Genomic DNA, 21243 nt, shown 5'->3' with positions numbered 1-21243 from the left:
CGCCGGTGATCCACCCATGCCGCTTTAGCTCAGTTGGTAGAGCAACTGTCTTGTAAACAGTAGGTCATCCGTTCGATTCGGATAAGCGGCACCACTTGGCATCTCCGTTACGCCCCGGAGCCAGGGGTTCAGCGAGAAAGGCCAGCGCAGTGCGCTGGCCTTTTCGCGTTCAGGCCTACTGCAGACGAATCAACTCGTTTCCAATCTGCTGGCACCGTTGCAGCATCGACTCGCCGGATGGCGTTCCAAGCCGGATGGTGCCGTCCACCAGCAACGGATAGGTCTCAAGCCGCACACGATAGGCCTGCTGGGACGAGATGCGTACTGCCCGATCACCCGAAGCAAGCGGGGCTCCGGGCAAGCTCTCTTCCTTGATGAGCCCGTTGATCTTGAGCTGGGCACACAGCCCTGCGTAGTAGGCGCTTCTTTCGTCGCGCGCTCGCGGATGCCTGGTAGCGTGCCCTAATGCGTGAAGGCTCTCGTGCGCAACCAGGTCAACGAGATCCGCGAAGGCTTGTCGTTGATCGCCGTAGACGTGCGATGCAAGTGCAAGCGTCCTGCCTGTCGCAAAGCGGCCAAGCGATCTTGTCCGTATTGCCCCCGCAGTGCCTTCCGGCACTAGCAGGATCCGATAGCTGTTGGATGCCGCCGGTATCCATGACTCGGCCAGGTCCGCCGCCGCATCGATCCGTGAACAGACATCTTCAGCAACGATCACAAGCCCATCCGCGATCTGCAGGCTGATGCTCCGCTCAGTGTTTGCACAGCGGTGGACGTGCGTAGTGCCTACGGCGTTTCGCCCGGGAAGCAGGGAAGCAGTGTGGAAGTAGCGGAGAGGGCCCAGAGGAACAGAAACAACTTCGGTGTATCCAGCTGAGGCAACCCCTTTGGGAACCGCAGTGGTAGTGCAGCCTGAAAGCAAAACGGTGCAGACACCGAAAAGGAACATCGCGACTCTGTACATCCCGCCCCCGTGTAGAAGCGGGATGGATGCCCCCGCTCCGGTGAGTTAACCAGTAGCAAATTGGCATGCACAAGTGTGGCGCTGAGTGATTGACGCAATCGCGCACCTCACACTCGAGGTAATAGCTCGCCTTTCATCGCTTCTCCCAAAAGTGCGGGTGCCCAAGGCGCACCCGCATCCCCGGCTGTTTACTACCCAGCAGTGGGTCTGCCTGATTCGATGGCTGGGGGCGTGGCGTTATAAGGCTGCACGCTGGGGATCTCAACGTTCCGCATTACTGAGCCCCGCCCACCTGCAACGCCACATACTCCGCCAGCCCCCGGCAGGCCAGCATCAGCCCTTCGCGCGTGCCATCGCCGATGTCGTCTTTCTCTTCCCCGTCCACGCGCACACGCTCGACGGCGTGGTACAGCTCCAGCAGCGACACCAGGCCCACCGCGGCGCGATCCCGGCGAGCGGCGGCCACGGCCTGGCCGGGTGTGCTGGCCGGCCCTTGCCACGGCTGTCCGTCGGCGGCATCACCGGCGCGGATGCGCTGCAGGCAGCTGGGAAGGTTGATCGGCGCGGGTGCCTCGTTCGCAGCGGCAAAAGCGGCTTCCAACGGTTGCGCCAGTTCGGGCGGCAGTCGCAGGGCGGCCTCGCCCAGTGTGGCGGTCAGGTATGGGTGGTGGGGCTTGGACATGCGGGCATCCTCGTGCGGAACAGAGGTGCCACCGGAGAAGGGTGGCGGGCGATACGTGGTTTCCAATCCCGGGACTGAATGAGCCGGTGGGCACGAGGCCCCCACGCACCGCCCGCCGTCGATCGGCGAACGGATTGCCAGCCGGCGCCGCTCTTGAGAAGACGGCGCCGGCTGGCAAGCGTATACAGCTTTCAGTCTTCGGGTTGGAAATCCCGGCCACCCCGCTGAAGGTGGCAATTCATCATGCGCACGCGAAATCACCGCCTGCCAGTCGTTTGTTTCGATGACATCGGGTGATCTGAGAGGAAGAATGAATTATCGCGTTTGGCCTGTTTCGAGCAGCGCGATGCCAGAAGCGACAGATCGCGCAGTGCCGTGATCCACGATAAATCAAGCCGTGCCATCGCTCTCGCACTGGCCATGGCGGGCCACGGTGTAAAGCTGGCTTAACCAGCCCGGCGGCGCTTCAGGACCACCCTACCAGACCTGAATCCCCATGCGCGGCACCCGGTTCTTGATATTCCTCACGGACAGCCGCAGCGCCCCACCGCATACTGCCGCCACACGCCCACCCCGGGCCCCTTCGGGATTCGCACATGCGTCACCATGCCCTGTCGCTCACTGTCGCTCTGTCGTGCACCGTCTTCGTGGCCCCGGCCATGGCCGCGGTGCCGTTCTTCAACGCCAGCTGCCCGGGCGGCATCGACGTGCACGCCGACGAGGGCGGCCCGGTCTACGTGCAGGGCCGCGAGGCCACGCTGACACGCTTCAATGACCGCTATTTCGAAGCACGCGATGCCAACGGTGGCATCACGCTGTCGATCAGCCGCAGCGATGACGGCACGCCGCAGATCAGCTACACCGGCCGTGGCGGCGCCAATGGCATCTGCCAGGTCAGTGCCAGCGGAATGCCCGCGCCCGCCGCAGATGGCGCACACCCCCGCGAGGGTGCTACCGGCGATGCCGCGCTACCGCGCGAAGTCACCTGCGAATCCACGGGCCAGCAGCAGGTGTCGTGCGATCTGAACACCCGTGGCAACGTCGAAATCGTGCGCCAGCTCAGCCGCACCCGCTGTGAGGAAGGCAAGAACTGGGGGCTGGCGCGGCATTCGGTTTGGGTCAACGGCGGCTGCCGCGCGGTGTTCCGTAACGTGTCCTCGGTGACTACCCCCGCACCGGCAGGCGATACCGCACTGGGCTCCTGCAATATGCGCAAGGGCGCGCAGGGCACGCTGGTGACCCAGATGCCGGTGGGCAACGATTACCAGGAACTGATCATCGATTATCCCGAAGGCCGCTTCCTGTGCATGATGCGCAACAACGGCCAGGTGCAGAGCCTGACGCCGGTTCGCCGCCGCGGCGGTTGAGGTGCCGCGGCGGCGAACCCGCCGTCGGCCACGTGTCTGAAGGGGGCAGCGCGGTGCGCGTTGCCCCTGTTTCGTTACTGCTGGTTTACCGGGTCATTGCCCTTCTTGTAGGTGTAACCGGTGACATCCCAGCCGCCGCCATGGCCGGATGAGGGTTCTACCCAGGTGAATTCCCACGTCTGCAGGGAGCCATCGGGAAGCAGGTTTTCCACCCGGTAGATCTCACCGGGAATGCCCTGCTCCGGCAGCTTGCCAGGAATCGATCCGTCCGAGCGTGCAGATGCGCCCCCGACGGAGAGCGCCTGTCGTTCCACCTGTACGTTGCCGTAGCCCTGCGGGGCGAACGACGGCTTCACCCGCTGCGCCACCCAGTCGAGTACTTGGCGTGCGCCTGCCGTCTGCATGGGATACGCATCGGTGGTCACCGTATGCGTGACGCGTTGCGAGGGTGCACTGGCAGCTGCGGGAAACAGTCCGCCCAGGGCAATTGCCAGTACCGCCAATCCATTGAGTGCATGTTTCATGCGCGTGGTGCTCCATGAGTGAGGAAGTGAAACGGCACCTTCAGGGTGCCGGCGCAGCGTGGAGACAACATCAGCTTCGCGTAAGAGGCGAAACCGACCGTGGTGTGAAGTGGATCGCGGAAGATTGAATTCCTGACGACCCAGCGCTGGAATGCCTGACCGGATACGGCTGCCAGGCCGCGGCGATCTGGCCAATGCCCTGCTGCACCGCCGCGAGTGGTGTCACACAGCTCTGGCTAGACTGTGCTTCTTTTTCCCCACCGCAGGAGGCACCCATGGCCCATCCCATTTCCGTATCCCTGATTGGCGTTCCCACCGATGTCGGTGCGGGCCATCGCGGTGCACGGCTGGGGCCGGAAGCACTGCGTGTAGCGGGCCTGCCGGAGGCGCTGGAGGCGCGCGGCGTGGACGTGCGCGACCTGGGCAACCTGGATGGCCCGCGCAACCCGTGGACGGCGCCGGTGGAAGGCTATCGCCATCTGGATGAAGTGGTGGCGTGGAACCATGCGCTGATGGAAGCCAGCTATGCCGAACTGCAGGCTGGCCGCATGCCGATCATGCTTGGCGGCGACCACTGCCTGGGCATCGGTTCGATCACCGCCGTGGCGCGCTGGTGCCGCGAGCAGGGCAAGACCCTGCGCGTGCTGTGGCTGGATGCGCACTCGGATTTCAACACCAGCGATGTGACCCCGTCGGGCAACATCCACGGCATGCCGGTGGCGTGCCTGTGTGGCCTCGGCCCGGACGCGCTGACCCGCCTGGGTGGTACGTCGCCGGCGATCACCCCGGCGCAGATGCACCAGATCGGCATCCGTTCGGTGGACCCGGAAGAGAAGCGCCTGATCAAGACCCACAAGGTGGATGTCTACGACATGCGCTACATCGACGAGAACGGCATGAAGCGCGCGGTGGAAGCAGCGCTGGCCGGCATCGACGAGAACACCCACCTGCATGTCAGCTTCGATGTGGACTTCCTCGACCCAAGCATCGCGCCGGGCGTGGGCACCACCGTGCCGGGCGGGGTGAACTACCGCGAGGCGCAGCTGGTGATGGAGATGATCGCCGACACCGGGCGCATGGGATCGCTGGACATCGTCGAGCTCAACCCTTTGCTGGACAAGCAGAATGCCACCGCCGAGCTGGCTGTGGACCTGGTTGAAAGCCTGTTCGGCAAGTCCACCCTGATGCGCGACTGAGCTCCCGGCCTGAACGGATCGCCGAACCGTTCACACCCGCTCCACGCCCCTGCCGCCAGATTGCACTTCACGCGGCGGCAGTGGGCATTGGTGCCCTCCCGCCGAGCGAAAGAATCCCATCCGCGAATGAAGCGGTATAGCGGCGAACCCAAGGAGAAGCCCATGAAGCGCGTAGTTGCCCTGATGCTGTTGTCGATGTTCTCGGTGGCCCTGCTGGCCGGTTGCAACACCGTTGCCGGTGCTGGCAAGGACGTGCAGAAGGCCGGTGAAAAGGTTGAGGACGCCGCCAAGGGCAAGTGAGCCCGGCGCGGACTGGAAAGCGAAAAGGCCGGGAATCATCCCGGCCTTTTTCGTTTGTGCTTTCCGCAGCACGACTGTCGAAGCGGAGTGAACCATTCAAGCAGGTGAGCATGTATTTCATTGCGGGTTGACCGGCATTCAACGGCCGCCACGCGAAGCTGGAGCCACGGTAAGAACGCCGTTGCAACCAAGGACTCCCAGCAATGAACAAAGACATCATTTCCGGCAAGTGGTCGCAGCTGAAGGGCAAGGCCCAGGCCAAGTGGGGCGATCTGACCAACGATGACTTCGATGTGGCCGAAGGCAATGCCGAGTATCTGGCCGGTCGCCTGCAGGAACGTTATGGCTGGGCCAAGGACCGCGCCGAGAAGGAGGTCCGGGATTTTGAAGACAGCGTGCGCAAGGACTATCCGGACTACAAGTAAGCACCACGGTTTGCCCTACAACACGACGCCCGCACCGTGAGGTTGCGGGCGTTGTGTTGTCTGTACGGGGTGATCAGCGTGCCGGCGGGTCCGGCACGTAGCGGTTGGGGAATGCCTGCGGCTCGCGCGGCAGGCGCGAGGGGGAATCCACCAGGATGCCGCGCGCGCGCAGGTTGCGCGCGCTGTCGTAGCGCAACTGCAGGACCTGGGCCGGACTGCGGCTGGCACGTTCGAAGTCGGTATCGCGCACCGAGGACTGTTCGCGCGCGCCATGGCCGGTACCCAGCGCCGGGGCCCGCGACTTGCTGGCGTAGCCCTCGATGCGGCTGGCACTGGCATCGGCCGCAGCTTCGGCCGCCGGGGCCGGTGCTGGCAGGCTGCGGCGCAGGATGGGCTCCGGGCGCCAGCGGCGCGCTTCCTCGAACACGGCCACGCCCACCACGCCGATGTTGTCCGGGCGACCGGTGCGGCTGGCATAGCTGCCGCTGGGGCTGCTGAACACGAACTGCGCCACTTCATCCTGGCTCTTGCGCCAGCCGGTGATGTCGGCGCGCTGGCCGGGATTGAGCACGTAGCCGGTCTGCGAGGGATCGGCATCCTCGCCGGAGATGGCGTTGACGCCGTCCACCGAGAGCACCACCAGCACCCGGCGCGGGCTGTCGTTGTACAGGCGCACGGCGTAGCGGTGGCCGCGCTCGCCGGCCACCCAGCGCTGGCCTTCGGCGGGGTAGCTGCGCAGTTCGGTACCGCGGTCGCGGTCGACCAGGGCCATGCGCACGGGGCCGCCCTCGTACACCGGCGGCGGCATCGGGGCCGGGCGGAAGCCGGCCAGGGGCAGGATCAGCAGCAGGGGCAGCAGGCGTTTCATCGGGGGTCTCCAGCGGGGTTGCGTGAATGAACGCGCCGCAGGCCCTGACGGGGTTGGTGGCGTGCAAGGTAAACTGGCCCCGTTCATCGAAGGTTACCCCACGCAGTCATGACGACCCGAGTCCTTACCGGCATCACCCCCTCCGGCACGCCCCACCTGGGCAACTACGTTGGCGCCATCCGTCCGGCCATCGCGGCCAGCCGCGCCCCGGGGATCGAAAGCTTCTTCTTCCTGGCCGACCTGCACAGCCTGATCAAGTCGCAGGACCCGCAGCGCACCCAGCGCGCGACCCTGGAGATCGCGGCCAGCTGGCTGGCCTGCGGCCTGGACCCGGAACACGTGTGGTTCTACCGCCAGAGCGACATCCGCGAGACCACCGAGCTGATGTGGTTCCTGACCGCCATCGCCAGCAAGGGCATCCTCAACCGTGCGCACGCCTACAAGGCCGCGGTGGACAAGAACCGCGAGGAAGGCGTGGACGAGGACGCAGGCGTCAGCGCCGGCCTGTTCATGTACCCGGTGCTGATGGCCGCCGACATCCTGATCTTCAAGGCCAACCAGGTACCGGTGGGCCGTGACCAGATCCAGCACATCGAGATGGCGCGCGATTTCGCGCAGCGCTTCAACCACGTGTACGGCAAGGAGTACTTCCCGCTGCCGGACGTGGTGATCGACGAGCAGGTGGCAACGCTGGCGGGCCTGGATGGCCGCAAGATGAGCAAGAGCTACCACAACACCATTCCGCTGTTCGTGCCGCGCGAGGAGCTGAAGAAGCTGGTGTTCTCGATCCTGACCGACTCGCGCGCACCGGGCGAGCTGAAGGACACCGAAGGCTCGGCGCTGTTCCAGATGTACCAGGCGTTCGCCACGCCGGAACAGACTGCGGAGTTCGCCAAGGCGTTCGCTGCGGGCATCAGCTGGGGCGATGCCAAGCAGCAGCTGTTCGAGCGCATCGACAGCGAGCTTTCGCCGCTTCGCGAGCGCTACAACGCGCTGATGGCCGAGCCGGAGAAGATCGAAGCACTGCTCAAGCGCCGTGGCCAGCAGTTGCGCGAGCAGCTGGCGGCACCGCTGCTGGACGAGCTGCGCCATGCCGTGGGCCTGCGCGACCTGTCCACCGCCGGTGACATCGCCAGCGAAGATGCCGGCGTGGCCCGCGCGGCGCCGCCGCTGTTCAAGCAGTATCGCGAGAAGGATGGGCGCTTCTACTTCAAGCTGACCGCCGGTGACGGCACGCTGCTGATCCAGAGCGAAGGCTTCGATTCGCCGCGCGATGCGGGCCAGCTGATCGCGGTGATCAAGCAGGCAGAGCAGGGGGACCAGCTGCAGAGCGAGCTGTTCAAGCTGGAAGCGGACGTGGATGTAGTGCTGGCCGCGCTGGCCGTTCTGCGCGAAGCGTAAGGGGTCGTGCCCGTGGCATGATGTCCGCGCGCCGCCGGCGCGATGACATGGAGTCTGCGATGGCCTGGTTGTCGCTGCTGCTGTTCCTGCCCTGGTTCCTGCTGCTGGGCAGCCTGTACTGGCTGTTCCCGCGCCAGCCGCGCACCGCGCGGCGGCGCCTGTTCGACGGCGCCACCCTGGTGCTCGCGTTCGCCCTGAGCATCGCGTCGATGCTGTGGGGCTACCGCATCGGCGTGGTGCAGCCTGCTGCCGGCCCGATCTGGCCGCAGGTGCTGGCGGTGCTGTACGCCTATGGTGCGTTCCTGGCAGTGTTGGTGCTGGCGTTGCTGCTGCGGCCGCGGTTCGCATTGCGCTCCGGCTGATCGGTAGTGCCGGCCGCTGGCCGGCACTACCCGACCAAAGCCGCATCGAACCCGGCCCGCCAGCGCGCCTAACATGGGGGTCCATTCCCGATCCTGCCAGGTGCGTGCCGATGACCGCCGACCCCAGCATCCACACCATCGATACCGGCTTCCAGCGCCCGGATTTCGACGCGGCCTACCTGATCGTCGAAAACGGCCGCGCCGCGTTCGTCGACTGCGGCACCGGCCTGTCGGTGCCGGCGATGCTGCAGGCACTGGCCGACGCTGGCCTTGGCGTGGAGGCGGTGGACTGGCTGCTGCTCACCCACGTGCATCTGGATCATGCGGGCGGTGCGGGCCTGCTGATGCAGCAGTTGCCGAATGCGAAGGCGGTACTGCACCCGCGCGGTGCGCCGCACATGATCGACCCGGCCCGGCTGATCGCCGGTGCCACGGCGGTGTACGGCGCCGAAGAGATCGCGCGCAGCTATGGCCGCATCGAACCGATTCCCGAACAGCGCGTGGTGGTGGCCGAAGACGGCCACCGCATCGACCTGGCCGGCCGCGAGCTGGTGCTGCTGCACACGCCGGGCCATGCGTTGCACCACTATTGCGTGTGGGATGCGCGCAGCCGCAGCTGGTTCACCGGCGATACGTTCGGCATCTCCTACCGCGAGCTGGACAGCACGCAGGGTGCTTTCATCTTCCCGACCTCTTCGCCGGTGCAGTTCGATCCGGAGGCGATGAAGGCCTCGATCCGGCGCATGCTCGATTACGCGCCGCAGGCGATGTACCTGACCCACTATGGGCGCGTGCAGCAGGTGGAGAAGCTGGCCAACGACCTGTTCGAGCAGATCGATGCGATGGCGACCATCGGCCGCCAGTGCGACGGCCGGCCGGACCGCCACCGTTGTTTGCTGGCGGCGCTGCAGGCGCTGTACCTGGAACGTGCACAGCTGCATGGCTGTGCGCTGGACCAGGCGGCGGTGACCGCCGTGCTGGCGATGGACATCGAGCTCAACGCACAGGGCCTGGCCTGCTGGCTGGACCGCGTCCGCCAGTAGATCCGCGCCATGCGCGGATGAGGCGCCTCCACGCCGCGCGGTGATGTCACGACCACGTTACACTCTGGTGACTTCCAAGCTAGCCGTGGTACTGCCGTGAATCCGATGCGCGTGTTGCTGCTGTCGTCCTGCCTGTTCGTCGGTGGCCTGGCCCATGCGGCCAACGACCTGCCGGGCGGCGGCATCGATCCGCAGGCACTGTCGCGCCATGTGCGCGTGCTGGCATCGGATGAATTCGAGGGCCGCGCGCCGGCCACCGAGGGCGAAGAGCGCACGGTGCAGTACCTGATCGAGCAGTTCCGCAGCTATGGCCTGCAGCCGGGCGGCGTGGACGGCAGCTGGGTGCAGCCGGTGCCGCTGGTGCGCGCGCAGCTGGAGGGCGCGGCCAAGGCCAGCCTGTCGCTGAAGCAGGGCAAGCGTGCGCTGGCCAATGGCGTGGACGTGACCCTGCAGAGCCTGCAGCCGCGCAAGCGCGTGCAGATCAAGGACGCGCCGCTGGTGTTCGTCGGCTACGGCATCGACGCGCCGGAACGCCACTGGAACGACTACAAGGACGTGGACCTGCACGGCAAGATCGCCGTGGTACTGATCAACGACGCCGATTTCGAAGCCGATGCACCGGGCGCATTCGACGGCAAGGCGGTGACCTACTACGGCCGCTGGACCTACAAGTTCGAGGAAGCCGCGCGCCGTGGTGCCGAGGGCGTGCTGATCGTGCACGAGACCGCGCCGGCGGCCTACGGCTGGGCCACGGTGAAGAGCTCGGGTACCTCGCCGCTGTTCGACATCGAGCGCGGCCAGGCCGAGGCGATGGCGCAGCACACGCCGCTGCGTGGCTGGATGCAGCGCGAACTGGCCGAGGCGATCTTCGCCGACGCCGGCCTCGACTTCGATGCCGAGAAGCGCAAGGCGATGCGTGCCGACTTCCGCCCGGTGGCGCTGGACAACGCGAAGCTGAGCGTGGATTTCGCGCTCAAGCGCGAGCAGGTGGTGACCCGCAACGTGGTGGCCAAGCTGCCCGGTGGCGAGCATGGCGACGAAGCGGTGATCTTCTCCGCGCACTGGGATGCCTTCGGCATCGGCCAGACCGACGCCAAGGGTGACCGCATCCGTCGCGGCGCGATCGACAACGCCACCGGCGTGGCCACGGTGCTGGAACTGGGCCGCGTGTTCGCCGCCGGCCCGCAGCCGCAGCGCACGCTGTACTTCGTGGCGCTGACCGCCGAAGAGAAGGGTCTGCTGGGTGCCAGCTACTACGCTGCACACCCGCTGGCGCCGCTGGACAAGACCGCTGCAGTGCTGAACATCGAGATGTTCAGCCCGGATGGCGCGACCCGTGACATCGCCTCATGGGGCAAGGGCTGGGTCTCGCTGGAAGGCGACCTGGAACGCGTGGCCAAGGCCCGTGGCCGCAGCTACAGCCCGGACCCGAACCTGGAAGCCGGCTTCTTCTACCGCGCCGATCACTTCGCCTTCGCCCGTCTGGGCGTGCCGGCGATCACCATCGGTCCGGGCCTGGACAAACTGGACGGCGGGGTTGAAGCCGGCCGCGCGCTGCGCGAGAAGTACTTCGCCGACTGCTACCACCAGGCCTGCGATGCCTGGACCCCGAGCTGGGATCCGAGCGGCCACGCTGCCGACACCCTGCTGGTCTACGACCTGGGCGCCGAGCTGGCCAACAGCCGCCGCTGGCCGACGTGGGAAAAGGAGTCGGAGTTCCGTGGCGCGCGCGACAAGAGCGAAGCGGCCCGCCGTTGAGGTGGTGCCGGCCAGCGGCCGGCGCTACCGTCGCTGGCGCAGCAGCTTCCACGCGCCCCAGCCGCCGGCGGCGAGCGCTGCCAGATAGCACGCCACCATCGTGCGCAGTCCCACCGGCGACCCGGAATTGATGCCGCGGTGCAGGCGCAGTTGCAGCGAGCTGTGGCCGCTGCCCAGGTCCACTGCCAGCTGCAGCGCCAGCGCGACGCAGAACACCAGCAGGGCGATCCCGAATCCGATGCGTGGCCATGCAGCCTGCGCGTTGGGGCGGCGCAGCAGCCAGGCCAATGCCGTGGCTGCGGCCAGCGTCGCTGCGATCCACATCAGCGGCGAGGCGGGAGACGCAGCGGCCACCGGCAGTGCACCGGTGGCCGCGATCAGGGCAACGCGCTTACTTGCGGGTGCCGTCGAGCCAGTTCGGGCCCTTGTTGGTGAGGAAGAACACATAGACCACCAACGATACCGCGATCGTCGCGGTCACGTAGATGGCGAACCAGTCGACGTGGCCGGTCTTCAGCGCGCCCTGGTACAGCAGCGGGGCGGTGCCGCCGAACAGCGAGTTGGCCAGCGCATAGCCCAGGCCCACGCCCAGTGCACGCACGTGGGTGGGGAACAGTTCGGCCTTCACTACCGCGTTGATGGAGGTGTAACCGGTGAGGATGACGAACGCCATGGCCAGGGTCAGGAAGGCCAGGGTGGCGTCATGCTGGTGCGGCAGCTGGGTGATCAGGTACCAGCTGTACAGCACGCCGCCGACGCCGAAGAACACCAGCAGGGTCTTGCGGCCGATGATGTCCGACAGCCAGCCACCGACCGGCTGCAGCACCATCAGGAAGGCCAGCACGCCCAGGTTGATCAGGGTGCCGGTCATCGGGTCGTTGCCGGCGAAGGCGCTCTGGATCATCTTCGGGCCGTTCACCGAGTAGGTGTAGAAGGCCACGGTGCCACCGGCGGTGATCAGGAAACACAGCAGCAGCGGCCGCCACTGGTGCACGAACAGTTCGTACATCGAACCGGACTTCCGTGCCTTGCCCTCGCGCGCGGCCTCGATCGACGACTCTGACAGCGACTCGTCCATGCCCCGGCGCAGCCAGAACACCACCACCGCGGCGATGCCGCCGATGCCGAAGGCGATGCGCCAGCCCCACTCGGAGATTTCCGGCTTGCCCCAGAAGGTGAGCATCAGCAGCAGGGTCAGCTGGGCCAGCACGTGGCCGCCTACCAGGGTGACGTAGTGGAAGGACGACAGGAAGCCGCGGCGGCCGGGAATGGCGGCTTCGGACATGTAGGTGGCGCTGGCGCCGTATTCGCCGCCCGTGGCGAAACCCTGCAGCAGGCGTGCGCACAGCAGGATGACTGCGGCCCAGATGCCGATGCTGGCGGCGGTGGGGGTGATGGCGATCAGGAACGAACACAGCGCCATCAACGTGACCGATACGGTCAGCGCCAGGCGGCGGCCATGGCGGTCGGCGAAGCGGCCGAAGAACCAGGCGCCGATCGGGCGCATCAGGAAGGTCGCCGCGAAGATTGCCCACACGTACATCGTGGAGTTCTTGTCGTCCGGCGAGAAGAACTGCGATTCGAAGTACACGGCAAACACCGAGTAGACGTAGACGTCATACCACTCCACCAGGTTGCCGGCGGAGCCTTTGAGGGTATTGGAGATCGACCGCCGCAGGGCGGCACGGTCGTTCGCGGGGACAGCAGGTTGGGGCGTGGTGCTCATCTGGGTGGAAATCCTCGATGCGGCGCGTCCGTGCGCAGGGAAAACGGCGCCCGGCCTTGGGGCGGCGCGGCCGGGCAGCCCCTCTTGGTACTGCATCGGCCGTCAATGCGGGGTAGCAGACCAGGGCAGGGTGCATGGATGGATGACAGCGTGCCACCGTATGGGGTCCCGGACCATACTCAAAACGTCCTAGAATCCGCCTTCCCCCGGCTCCCTGGTGTGTCATGTCGGCTCCCCCCTCTTCGTCTGCGGCTGCCCCCCGGGGTGGCCTTGTCGCGCTGGCACTGCTGCTGGTCTACGTGGTCTGGGGTTCGACCTACCTGGGCATCGCCAAGGCCCTGCACGGCGGCGCACTGCCGCTGACGATGGTCTCCGGAAGCCGCTTCATCATTGCCGGCGGCCTGATGTTCCTGGCGCTGCGCCTGTTCTGGAAGCTGCCGAACCCGACCCTGCGGCAATGGCGCAACCTGGTCATCATGGGTGTGACCATGCTGGTGCTGGGCAACGGCATGGTGGTGCTGGCCGAGCGCGAGGTGTCCTCGGGCCTGGCTGCCACGGCGGTGGCCTCGGTGCCGTTGTGGATGGCGCTGTTTTCGGCGCTGCGCGGCCAGCATGCCAGCCGCGGTGAGTGGCTGGGCATCGCCATCGGCTTCCTCGGCGTGGTCTGGCTCAATGCCGGCAGCAGCCTGACCGCCTCGCCGACCGGGCTGGTGCTGCTGCTGATCGCACCGATCGGCTGGGCCTTCGGTTCGGTGTGGGCACGCGGCCTGGACCTGCCGGGCCCGTTCATGACCGCGGCCGGGCAGATGGTCTGCGGCGGCGTGCTGCTGGTGCTGATCGGCCTGGCGGTGGGCGAGCGCCCGACCACATTGCCCGACACCGGTGGCCTGCTGGCGATGGCCTACCTGTGCGTGTTCGGCTCCATCGTCGCCTTCACCGCCTACGTGTGGCTGCTGCAGAACGTGCGCCCGGCGCTCGCGGGCAGTTACGCGTACGTCAATCCGGTGATCGCGGTGCTGCTGGGCGCGCTGCTCAATGGTGAACGTTTCGGCTGGCGCGACCTGCTGGCGATGGCGGTGATTCTTCTGGGCGTGGTGGTACTGACGATGGCAAGGACGCGAAAGCGATGAGCATGGACGAGAACGAACAACGCCGGGGCCTGCTGGTCACCGCATCCACCTTCGTGATCTGGGGCCTGGTGCCGGTGTACTGGCACCTGCTCAACGAGGTGCCGTCGTTCCAGATCATCGCCCACCGCATCATCTGGAGCACGGTGATGGTGCTGGGTTGGCTGCTGATCAGCGCGCGCCTGGGCTGGTGGCGGAAGATCGCTGCACAGCCGCGCGCGCTGCCGATCCTGCTGGTGTCGAGCCTGACCATCGCCTTCAACTGGGGCCTGTACATCTGGGCGGTCAACGCAGGCCATGTCATCGAGACCAGCCTGGGCTACTTCATCAACCCGCTGGTGAACGTGCTGCTGGGCGTGCTGGTGCTGAAGGAACGCCTGCGCCGGCTGCAATGGGTGGCGGTGGCGATGGCGGCGGTGGGCGTGGCCTGGCTGACCATCGACGCCGGCACACCGCCGTGGATCGCGCTGGGCCTGGCCTGTTCGTTCGGCCTGTATGGCCTGCTGCGCAAGCTGGTTTCGGTCGACCCGGTGGCCGGCCTGGGCGTGGAAAGCCTGTACCTGTTCCTGCCGGCGCTGGCCTTCGCGATCTGGGCGGAGAACGGCCATGGCGGCGCGTTCTTCCATGGCTGGGGCTGGCGCAACGACCTGCTGCTGATCTTCGGCGGCGCAGTCACCGCCGTGCCGCTGATCGGCTTCGCCTACGGCGTGAAGCGCATTCCGCTGTCGCTGGTCGGCATCCTGCAGTACATCGCGCCGAGCCTGCAGCTGCTGCTGGGTGTGTTCTTCTTCCACGAAGCGTTCGACACCGCCAAGGCGGTCGGCTTTGCCGCGATCTGGGCCGGCCTGGTGCTGTTCGTCGGCGACAACATCCGCACGATGCGCGCCGCGAGGCGCTGACCGGATCCGACCCCGCTTCCCGGAAAAAAGAACGGCGCCCCGAGGGGCGCCGTTCTGCTTCCATCCACGGCCAGGAGAGAGGGATGGCCGTGGCGGGAACGCGGTTGCAGGCTTAGAAGCGCTGCTGGTACTTCATGTACATGAAGCGTCCGATGTCGAAGCCACCGTAGTAGGTGAAGCTGCTGTTCGGTTGGCTGTACATGATCGGGCCCTGGTGGTTGAACACGTTGTTCACGCCCAGCGACACGGTGCCATCCCACGGCAGGCTGTAACGCACCTGCAGGTCGTGGAAGGTGTTGGAGCCCACCTTGTTGGTCGGCGATGCGCTGGTGTATGACGAGTTGAAGCCCGGCATGTTGCACTCGTCCATGTACGAGCACTTCTCCTTCATGCTGGAGTAGTAGCGCGCGGTCCAGCCGATGCCGAGGTCGCCGTACTGCCAATCCAGGTTGAAGGTGGAGCGCACGCGGAAGTCGCCCGCCCAACCGGTACGCTGTTCCACCGGGGTGGTGGCGGCACTGTCGTTGCGCTGCTCCAGGTAGTCGGTGTAGGTGGTGTTCCAGTTGACGGCGAACTTGCCGAACGCGGTTTCCGGCAGGCGGTAACGCACGTTGATGTCATAGCCGGCGGTTTCGCGGTAGCCCGCGTTGACCAGCGAGCGGTCCAGCGCGTTGACCTGGTCGTTGCTGCCACGGGTGAAGCGGCCGCAGGCGGCATCCGAACCCTGCACGTAGCACTGTTCCAGGATGTTGGTGGCCGACTCACCAACGATGGCGTTGTCGATGCGGATCTTCCACCAGTCCAGGCTGAGGTCCAGGCCCTGCACGAAGTCCGGGCTGTAGACCAGGCCCACGGTCCAGGTCTTGGCGGTTTCCGGCTTCAGGTCCGGGTTGGAACCCGAGCTGAAATCGGTGGTCGCCTGCTGGCCGGGCTTGGTGGCCACGCTGCCATCGCTGTTGAGCTGGCGGAAGTTGGCCGGCACCTTCAGCGCCTGGCAACGGGCAGCAACGGCCGGGCTGGTGGCGGCGGTACCGAAGGAGGTATCGCACGGGTCGGTGAACGAGTCGCGACTGCTGACGGTGCCACCGTACAGGTCATCCACGGTCGGCGCACGGAAGCCGGTGCCATAGGTGGCGCGCACCAGCAGGCTGTCGATCGGCTTCCACTTCAGGCCGAACTTGCTGTTGGTGGTCGAACCGAAGTTGTTGTAGTCCGAGTAACGACCGGCCATGTCCAGCGACAGTTCGCGGGCGAACGGCAGGTCGGCCAGCAGCGGCACCTGCAGTTCCAGGTAGACCTCGTTGAGCGAGTAGTTGCCGTGGGTCGGCTGGCCGCTGGTGCCGGCGATCTCGCCCTTCTGCACCATCGCGTCCGGCGTGTAGCTGGCTTCCTCGCTGCGGTGCTCGAAGCCCATTGCGGCCAGGATGTCGCCGGCCGGCAGGGTGAACAGCGAGCCGGAGATGTTGCCGCTGGCGACCTTGGTGGTGCTCTGCATCTTGTCGACGAAGCGGGTGAACAGGTAGTCCTGCACGTCCTGGTTGCTCAGCGAGCCCGGGCCGGTGTAACCCATCGGGGCGGCCGGGTTCCATGGCACGCAGCCGGCGATCACCGCGCCCGGCGCACCGCAGCGGGCCACGTTGCCGTCCATGAAGGACGGGCCGACGGCCAGGTTGACGTGCGGCTGGTACATGCTGCCGGTACCGATGCGCTCGCCTTCGTTGCGGTTGTACATGTAGTTGACGTTCCAGTCCCAGTACCGCGAACCGGTCTCGAAGCTGCCTTCCAGGCCGATGCTGGCGCGCTTGGTTTCCAGATTGTTCTCGGTGCCGCGCGGCAGTTCCTCGGTGCGGTGCGCGAACAGCGCGTCCTGGCCCCACAGGTTGAACGTGCTGTCCTTGGACAGGGCGGCACGGCTGCCATTGCGGGCCTGTGCGGCGCTGACCGAGTACGGGTAGCCGGCCAGGTGCTTGGTCGATTCGCGCTTGCTGTACAGCGCGTCCGCGACGATGCGCAGGTTGTCGGTGATCGAGAAGCCACCGTTGGCGAACACCGAGGTGCGCTCCAGGCCGGTCAGCAGGCTCATGTTCGACTTGGTGTTGGCACCATCGGCCGGATCCGGCGCGTGGAAGTTGCCGGCCTTGCTCGGGTCGCCGCCCGGGCCCACGGTCAGGTTCCTGCCGCCGACGGTGACGCTGCCCCACGGGGTGTTGCCGTTGAGGCCATCGTTCGGGTGGCGCGGGCCGTTGGTGTAGCGGCTGAACTCGCGGTCCTTGCCCAGCACCTCGTCTTCCTTGGTGCGCTCGGCGCCTACGCTGAACCAGCCGCGGTCGAAGGTCTTGCCGAAGGTCGCGCTGTAGGCGCGCTTCTGGCCGTCACCCTGGCCGTACTGGCCGACATAGACGCTGGCTTCGCCACCATCGAAATTCTTGCGGGTGATGATGTTGACCACGCCGGCAATGGCATCGGAGCCGTACAGCGCGGAGGCACCGTCGGTCAGCACTTCCACGCGCTCGACGATGGACGACGGGATCGAGGCCAGGTCGGAGTAACCGCCGGCGCTGACGCCCATGCGGCGGCCGTCGATCAGCACCAGGCTGCGTTCCGGGCCCAGGTTGCGCAGGCTGACGTACATGCCGCCGAAATCGCGCGAGGAGGTCAGCGAAGACGCGCGGCTCATGCTCGGCGCACCGGCGGCAGGAATGTCCTGCAGGATGTCGGCGACGTTGACGTAGCCCTTCTTCTCGATCTCGGCGCGATTGAGCGCGACCACCGGCTGTGCGGTTTCGACACTGGCCTGGCGGATGCGCGAGCCGGTGATTTCGATGCGGTCGAGGTTGGTCGGGGTATCGCCAGTGCTCTGTGCAAAGGCCGGGGTGGTGCAGCTGGCGGCCAGCGCGATGACGATCGCGTTGCGCAGCGGATTGGTTTTCAGGGACATCCGTGAAATCTCGTGTTTCAGTAAAAACAAGCGCCCGTTCTATGGGCGCGTGGGGTGCTGCAAACCAACGTGGGGGGCGCGATTCTAGAATGTTTCCATTCGTAACTGTTTGTCTCGGCGCCGCTGGAAGTGCGCGAAAATGAATCGCAACCAACAATCCACAGATGCGCTGTGCGCAGCGTCACGCGCGCTGCGTTTGCGATGGGAAGAGGCATCGATAGCGGCGGATTTACCGCAATCTGTAGCAGTGCGTGTGCGGTGGTATCCCTCCACGCATGGCGTGGATCTACTGCACCCAGATCGGGGGTCAGATCCCTTTGCGTAGCGAAGGGATCTGACCCCGCCAACGAGAAAGGGACGGAGCTTTCGCTCCGTCCCTCTGCAGGATGCGCAGTCTGTCGCTGCGTGATGCTCAGGTTTCGCGCAGCGCCGTGGTGATCGGCAAACGCGCCGCGCGCAGTGCCGGGAACAGGCCGCCGACCAGGCCGATGCCCAGCGCCCATTTCAGGCCGGTCCACAGCAGTTCCGGCGACACATGGAACTTGAACACCACTGCGCTGAAGTTACTGCCGATGGTGGACACGCTGTAGCCATTGAACAGCAGCCACGCCACTGCGCAACCGAGCAGGCCGCCGAGCAGGGCCAGCAGCATCGTCTCCAGCATCACCGCCGTCACCACCGGCAGGCCGCGGAAGCCGATCGCGCGCATGGTGGCGATTTCGCGGGCACGCGTAGCCACCGCTGCATACATGGTGTTGAGCGCGCCGAACACCGCACCCACTGCCATGATGGTGCCGATCACCTTGCCGAGGATGTCGATCAGCTTGGTCAGCCCGCCGCCCTGCTTGCTGTAGTAGACGCGGGTGGTTTCCACGTCCAGTTTCAGGCGCGGGTCGGCGGCGACGGCGGCCTTGAACTGCTCGAAGCCAGGCTTGCCACCGGTGCGCACGCTGATCGACTGCCACGCACTGCGCTGGTAGGTGGTGGCCAACGTATCGGCGTCGGTCCACAGTTCCGAATCATGCGCATCGCCGGTGGCGAAGACACCGACCACGGTCCAGGTCTGGTTGCCCAGGGTAAGCGTCTTGCCAACGTCCAGATCGCGGAACTGGCCCTTGGCGCCTTGGCCAACCACGATCTCACGCAGGCCGGTAGCGAACTTGCGGCCTTCAACGATCTTGACCTTGTCATGCACCGCCCACGCCTGCGGGCCCACGCCGCGGAACTGCGCATTGACGTCGGTGCCATCGGACTTCGACACCAGGTTGACCACCTGCGACAGCTCCGGCGAGAGCAGCGGCCGGCCCTGCGCATCGCGGCTGATGCCGGGCAGGGTGGACAGCATCGGTACCTGCTCGCGGGTGATCACCGAGTTGGTTTCGGCCTGCGAGCCGCCACGCAGCACGATGGCGGTGGTGTCATCGCCGGTGTTGTTGAGCGTGGCCTGGAAGCCTTCGCCCATCGCCAGCATCGCCACCAGCACGCCGACCACGCCGGCGATGCCGACCACGATCACCGAGGAGGCGCCCCAGCGCTGCGGCAGGCTGGCCACGCCAATGCGGGTGGCGGCCAGCGCCAGTCGCCCACCGCGGGTCAGCAGCAGCCACAGTGCCACCAGCACGGCCACGGCCAGCACGCCGATCCACGGCAGGCTGATCCACAGCACCAGGCCGACCACCAGCAGCAGCACCGTCACGCCGTTGCCCAGCCACTTCTTGAATTTGCTCTTGAACATGTCTGTGTTCTCCTCAGCGGCCGGCCAGTGCGTCGACGATCTTCAGGCGCTTGGCACGCAGCGCCGGCAACAGGCCGACGATGATGCCGATCACCACGATCAGGCCCAGCCCCATCAGCCAGGTCGGCGTCGGCACGTGCGGCGGCAGCATGCCCATGCTCTTCGGGCCGATGGCCGGCAGGATCAGCGCGGCCAGGCCCATGCCGATCAGGCCGCCCAGGCCGATCAGCAGCACCGACTCCACCATCACCAGGGTCAGCACGGTGCTGTCCTTGAAGCCCAGCGTCTTCAACGTGGCCAGCTCCGGCACGCGCTCGCGCACGGCCTGTGCCATGGTGTTGCCGGTCAACAGCAGCAGGGTGAAGAACACCGCGCCCATGATCGAGGTGACGATCATGCCGATGTCCGCGAACTGCTTGACGAAGGCCTGCTGGAACGCCGATTCGGTCTGGGTCTTGGTCTCGTGGTCGGAGTTGGCCGAGATCGCGTCGATCGCCTGCGCCACCCGCGAGGAATGGTCCGGGTTGTCCAGCGTCACCGTGTACCAGCTCACCTGGTTCTTGATGTAATCGTTGGATTCATCGAAGTACTTCCAGTTCATCATCAACTGGCGTTCTTCATTGGCGGCCAGCGCACGGTCCTTGGAGCGGTAGATGCCCTTGAGCACCAGCGGCCAGTCGTTGCTGCCGCCACGCGGGAAGATCGTTGCCTGCAGCGGGATGGTGTCGCCGATCTTCCAGCCGAACTGCTTGGCCAGGGTCTCGCCGACGATGGCGCCGGTGCGGGTCTGCTTCCAGTCTTCCAGCTGCGCCGGGTCGATCTGCAGCTCGCGGTAGACATCGAAGTAGTTGGGCGATACCGAGAAGTTCGGGAAGAAGTTCTTCGGGTCCTGGTAGATGCCACCGAACCACATGCCATAGGCCACGTCGCGCACGCCAGCGACCTGCCGCACCTGCGTTTCCAGGCGGATCGGCAGTGACTGGGTGATCGACAGCCGCGAAGCGACCACCAGCCGGTTGGCCCCTTCCACGCTGCCGCCGGAGGTGAACGCCACGCGCACCGAGTCGAGCATGCCGAACAGCAGGAACGCGGCTACTACCGAGAGCAGGGTCAGCAGGGTGCGCGTGCGGCTGCGGAACAGCTGCGCCCACACCAACGAGAAGTATTTCATCGCCGTGGCCTCCGTCAGTGGGCCAGCGGCGCGTCGGCCAGCTCGCCCTTGTCCAGGTGCACCGTGTGCGTGGCGTACTCGGCGGCCTTCGGGTCATGGGTGACCATGATGATGGTCTTGCCATGCTCGCGGTTGAGCTGCTGCAGCAGGCCGAGGATCTCCTCGGCGGACTGGCGGTCGAGGTCGCCGGTGGGTTCGTCGCAGATCAGGAAGGTCGGGTCGGAGACGATCGCCCTGGCGATCGCCACGCGCTGCTGCTGGCCGCCGGACAATTCATTCGGGCGGTGGCTGCGGCGGTCGGCCAGGCCGACCAGGGTCAGCGCGATCTCCGCATTGCGGCGGCGCTGGGCGGCATTGAGGTGGGTCAGCAGCAGCGGCAGCTCCACGTTCTTCTGTGCGGTCAGCATCGGCATCAGGTTGTAGAACTGGAACACGAAGCCGACATGATGGCTGCGCCAGGTCGACAGCTGGCCGCCGCTCATCTGGTCGATGCGCTCGCCCTCGATGCTGATTTCGCCGCCGCTGGGATTGTCCAGCCCGCCGATCAGGTTGAGCAGGGTGGTCTTGCCCGAACCGGACGGGCCCATCAGCGCGACGAAGTCGCCGCGGGCGATGTCCAGGTCGATGCCGTGCAGCACCTGCACTTTCTCGGGGCCACGCTGGTAGGTCTTGGTGATGTTGCGCAGTGAAACCAGGGTCGACATGGGTGGTTCTCCACGGAAGGCGGGAAACGGGGAAGCGCACCGGCGGAGGCCGG

General features: G+C 66.3%; 20 protein-coding genes and 1 tRNA gene. 11 read left to right on the top strand and 10 right to left on the bottom strand.

Annotated features, from left to right (window positions below):
* Window positions 1–18 precede the first annotated feature (18 nt).
* Window positions 19–94 (top strand) — tRNA-Thr (locus V3B30_RS12280).
* 81 nt (window positions 95–175) lie between these two features.
* Here V3B30_RS12280 and V3B30_RS12275 read toward each other — a convergent pair.
* Together V3B30_RS12275 and V3B30_RS12270 are read right to left on the bottom strand one after the other, a co-directional pair.
* Window positions 176–718, bottom strand: coding sequence for a hypothetical protein (locus V3B30_RS12275; RefSeq protein ID WP_100474927.1), 543 nt, complete (start codon window positions 716–718; stop codon window positions 176–178).
* 520 nt (window positions 719–1238) lie between these two features.
* On the bottom strand, window positions 1239–1646 hold the full coding sequence (locus tag V3B30_RS12270) for a hypothetical protein (RefSeq protein ID WP_262083990.1): 408 nt from the start codon (window positions 1644–1646) through the stop codon (window positions 1239–1241).
* Between the two features lie 596 nt (window positions 1647–2242).
* Between V3B30_RS12270 and V3B30_RS12265 the strand changes: the two genes are divergently transcribed.
* Complete coding sequence (locus V3B30_RS12265; RefSeq protein WP_262083989.1) at window positions 2243–3013, top strand: DUF3011 domain-containing protein; 771 nt, start codon at window positions 2243–2245, stop codon at window positions 3011–3013.
* Between the two features lie 74 nt (window positions 3014–3087).
* On the opposite strand, the gene V3B30_RS12260 is transcribed toward V3B30_RS12265, so the two are convergent.
* Entirely contained in the window at window positions 3088–3537 is a 450-nt protein-coding gene (locus tag V3B30_RS12260; protein WP_262083988.1) for a hypothetical protein, read from the bottom strand.
* A 275-nt stretch (window positions 3538–3812) separates the two neighbouring features.
* Between V3B30_RS12260 and rocF the strand changes: the two genes are divergently transcribed.
* The 3 genes from rocF to V3B30_RS12245 all read left to right on the top strand — a co-directional run bounded on the left by rocF (window position 3813) and on the right by V3B30_RS12245 (window position 5458).
* Window positions 3813–4733 (top strand): arginase, encoded by a 921-nt coding sequence (rocF, locus tag V3B30_RS12255; protein ID WP_004153767.1) that lies wholly within the window; start codon window positions 3813–3815, stop codon window positions 4731–4733.
* 162 nt (window positions 4734–4895) lie between these two features.
* Window positions 4896–5033 carry an entericidin A/B family lipoprotein gene (locus tag V3B30_RS12250; protein ID WP_014035659.1) on the top strand — a complete coding sequence of 46 codons (138 nt, stop codon included), beginning with the start codon at window positions 4896–4898 and terminating at the stop codon, window positions 5031–5033.
* Window positions 5034–5236: 203 nt separating this feature from the next.
* Window positions 5237–5458 (top strand): CsbD family protein, encoded by a 222-nt coding sequence (locus V3B30_RS12245; protein WP_019661831.1) that lies wholly within the window; start codon window positions 5237–5239, stop codon window positions 5456–5458.
* Between the two features lie 73 nt (window positions 5459–5531).
* Here the strand turns inward: V3B30_RS12245 and V3B30_RS12240 are convergent, their stop codons facing one another.
* Window positions 5532–6326, bottom strand: coding sequence for a hypothetical protein (locus V3B30_RS12240; RefSeq protein WP_262083987.1), 795 nt, complete (start codon window positions 6324–6326; stop codon window positions 5532–5534).
* 108 nt (window positions 6327–6434) lie between these two features.
* On the opposite strand from V3B30_RS12240, the gene V3B30_RS12235 reads away from it, so the two are divergent.
* From V3B30_RS12235 to V3B30_RS12220, 4 genes are all read left to right on the top strand, one after another.
* A complete protein-coding gene (locus V3B30_RS12235) occupies window positions 6435–7727 on the top strand; it encodes a tryptophan--tRNA ligase (protein WP_262083986.1) in 1293 nt (430 codons plus the stop codon).
* 59 nt (window positions 7728–7786) lie between these two features.
* Complete coding sequence (locus V3B30_RS12230; RefSeq protein ID WP_100474921.1) at window positions 7787–8089, top strand: hypothetical protein; 303 nt, start codon at window positions 7787–7789, stop codon at window positions 8087–8089.
* 110 nt (window positions 8090–8199) lie between these two features.
* Window positions 8200–9132 (top strand): MBL fold metallo-hydrolase, encoded by a 933-nt coding sequence (locus V3B30_RS12225; protein WP_262083985.1) that lies wholly within the window; start codon window positions 8200–8202, stop codon window positions 9130–9132.
* A gap of 105 nt (window positions 9133–9237) precedes the next feature.
* Window positions 9238–10890, top strand: a complete 1653-nt coding sequence (locus V3B30_RS12220; protein WP_262084146.1) for a M28 family metallopeptidase — start codon at window positions 9238–9240, stop codon at window positions 10888–10890.
* 24 nt (window positions 10891–10914) lie between these two features.
* Here the strand turns inward: V3B30_RS12220 and V3B30_RS12215 are convergent, their stop codons facing one another.
* The gene (locus V3B30_RS12215) at window positions 10915–11214 is read right to left on the bottom strand and encodes a hypothetical protein (RefSeq protein WP_100474918.1); all 300 of its coding nucleotides are present in this window, start codon (window positions 11212–11214) and stop codon (window positions 10915–10917) included.
* 67 nt (window positions 11215–11281) lie between these two features.
* A complete protein-coding gene (locus V3B30_RS12210) occupies window positions 11282–12616 on the bottom strand; it encodes an MFS transporter (protein WP_100474917.1) in 1335 nt (444 codons plus the stop codon).
* A gap of 224 nt (window positions 12617–12840) precedes the next feature.
* On the opposite strand from V3B30_RS12210, the gene yedA reads away from it, so the two are divergent.
* Together yedA and rarD are read left to right on the top strand one after the other, a co-directional pair.
* Window positions 12841–13746: a drug/metabolite exporter YedA gene (gene yedA, locus V3B30_RS12205; protein ID WP_262083984.1), complete on the top strand. Its 906-nt coding sequence runs from the start codon at window positions 12841–12843 to the stop codon at window positions 13744–13746.
* Window positions 13743–14642 (top strand): EamA family transporter RarD, encoded by a 900-nt coding sequence (rarD, locus tag V3B30_RS12200; RefSeq protein ID WP_100474915.1) that lies wholly within the window; start codon window positions 13743–13745, stop codon window positions 14640–14642. Before yedA ends, rarD begins: the two co-directional genes overlap by 4 nt.
* 112 nt (window positions 14643–14754) lie before the next feature.
* Here rarD and V3B30_RS12195 read toward each other — a convergent pair whose 3' ends face one another.
* The 4 genes from V3B30_RS12195 to V3B30_RS12180 all read right to left on the bottom strand — a co-directional run bounded on the left by V3B30_RS12195 (window position 14755) and on the right by V3B30_RS12180 (window position 21190).
* Window positions 14755–17580, bottom strand: a complete 2826-nt coding sequence (locus V3B30_RS12195; protein ID WP_262083983.1) for a TonB-dependent receptor — start codon at window positions 17578–17580, stop codon at window positions 14755–14757.
* A gap of 412 nt (window positions 17581–17992) precedes the next feature.
* A complete protein-coding gene (locus tag V3B30_RS12190) occupies window positions 17993–19315 on the bottom strand; it encodes an ABC transporter permease (RefSeq protein WP_262083982.1) in 1323 nt (440 codons plus the stop codon).
* A gap of 13 nt (window positions 19316–19328) precedes the next feature.
* Window positions 19329–20486, bottom strand: coding sequence for an ABC transporter permease (locus tag V3B30_RS12185; RefSeq protein WP_100474912.1), 1158 nt, complete (start codon window positions 20484–20486; stop codon window positions 19329–19331).
* Between the two features lie 14 nt (window positions 20487–20500).
* Complete coding sequence (locus V3B30_RS12180; protein WP_019661817.1) at window positions 20501–21190, bottom strand: ABC transporter ATP-binding protein; 690 nt, start codon at window positions 21188–21190, stop codon at window positions 20501–20503.
* Window positions 21191–21243 lie beyond the last annotated feature (53 nt).

The sequence above is a fragment of the Stenotrophomonas sp. SMYL41 genome (genome assembly GCF_036319965.1).
GTDB classification, from domain to species: domain Bacteria; phylum Pseudomonadota; class Gammaproteobacteria; order Xanthomonadales; family Xanthomonadaceae; genus Stenotrophomonas; species Stenotrophomonas maltophilia_R.
This window is presented reverse-complemented; position numbering and strand designations above follow the sequence as displayed.

What these genes read in the sequence shown, in the direction of transcription:
- V3B30_RS12210 (WP_100474917.1), bottom strand. Translation starts at nt 12,616, where the DNA reads ATGAGCACCACGCCCCAACCTGCTGTCCCCGCGAACGACCGTGCCGCC.
- V3B30_RS12220 (WP_262084146.1), top strand. Translation starts at nt 9,238, where the DNA reads ATGCGCGTGTTGCTGCTGTCGTCCTGCCTGTTCGTCGGTGGCCTGGCC.
- V3B30_RS12230 (WP_100474921.1), top strand. Translation starts at nt 7,787, where the DNA reads ATGGCCTGGTTGTCGCTGCTGCTGTTCCTGCCCTGGTTCCTGCTGCTG.
- V3B30_RS12195 (WP_262083983.1), bottom strand. Translation starts at nt 17,580, where the DNA reads ATGTCCCTGAAAACCAATCCGCTGCGCAACGCGATCGTCATCGCGCTG.
- V3B30_RS12240 (WP_262083987.1), bottom strand. Translation starts at nt 6,326, where the DNA reads ATGAAACGCCTGCTGCCCCTGCTGCTGATCCTGCCCCTGGCCGGCTTC.
- V3B30_RS12270 (WP_262083990.1), bottom strand. Translation starts at nt 1,646, where the DNA reads ATGTCCAAGCCCCACCACCCATACCTGACCGCCACACTGGGCGAGGCC.
- V3B30_RS12225 (WP_262083985.1), top strand. Translation starts at nt 8,200, where the DNA reads ATGACCGCCGACCCCAGCATCCACACCATCGATACCGGCTTCCAGCGC.
- yedA (WP_262083984.1), top strand. Translation starts at nt 12,841, where the DNA reads ATGTCGGCTCCCCCCTCTTCGTCTGCGGCTGCCCCCCGGGGTGGCCTT.
- V3B30_RS12215 (WP_100474918.1), bottom strand. Translation starts at nt 11,214, where the DNA reads ATGTGGATCGCAGCGACGCTGGCCGCAGCCACGGCATTGGCCTGGCTG.
- rocF (WP_004153767.1), top strand. Translation starts at nt 3,813, where the DNA reads ATGGCCCATCCCATTTCCGTATCCCTGATTGGCGTTCCCACCGATGTC.
- rarD (WP_100474915.1), top strand. Translation starts at nt 13,743, where the DNA reads ATGAGCATGGACGAGAACGAACAACGCCGGGGCCTGCTGGTCACCGCA.
- V3B30_RS12235 (WP_262083986.1), top strand. Translation starts at nt 6,435, where the DNA reads ATGACGACCCGAGTCCTTACCGGCATCACCCCCTCCGGCACGCCCCAC.
- V3B30_RS12245 (WP_019661831.1), top strand. Translation starts at nt 5,237, where the DNA reads ATGAACAAAGACATCATTTCCGGCAAGTGGTCGCAGCTGAAGGGCAAG.
- V3B30_RS12185 (WP_100474912.1), bottom strand. Translation starts at nt 20,486, where the DNA reads ATGAAATACTTCTCGTTGGTGTGGGCGCAGCTGTTCCGCAGCCGCACG.
- V3B30_RS12250 (WP_014035659.1), top strand. Translation starts at nt 4,896, where the DNA reads ATGAAGCGCGTAGTTGCCCTGATGCTGTTGTCGATGTTCTCGGTGGCC.
- V3B30_RS12260 (WP_262083988.1), bottom strand. Translation starts at nt 3,537, where the DNA reads ATGAAACATGCACTCAATGGATTGGCGGTACTGGCAATTGCCCTGGGC.
- V3B30_RS12265 (WP_262083989.1), top strand. Translation starts at nt 2,243, where the DNA reads ATGCGTCACCATGCCCTGTCGCTCACTGTCGCTCTGTCGTGCACCGTC.
- V3B30_RS12190 (WP_262083982.1), bottom strand. Translation starts at nt 19,315, where the DNA reads ATGTTCAAGAGCAAATTCAAGAAGTGGCTGGGCAACGGCGTGACGGTG.
- V3B30_RS12180 (WP_019661817.1), bottom strand. Translation starts at nt 21,190, where the DNA reads ATGTCGACCCTGGTTTCACTGCGCAACATCACCAAGACCTACCAGCGT.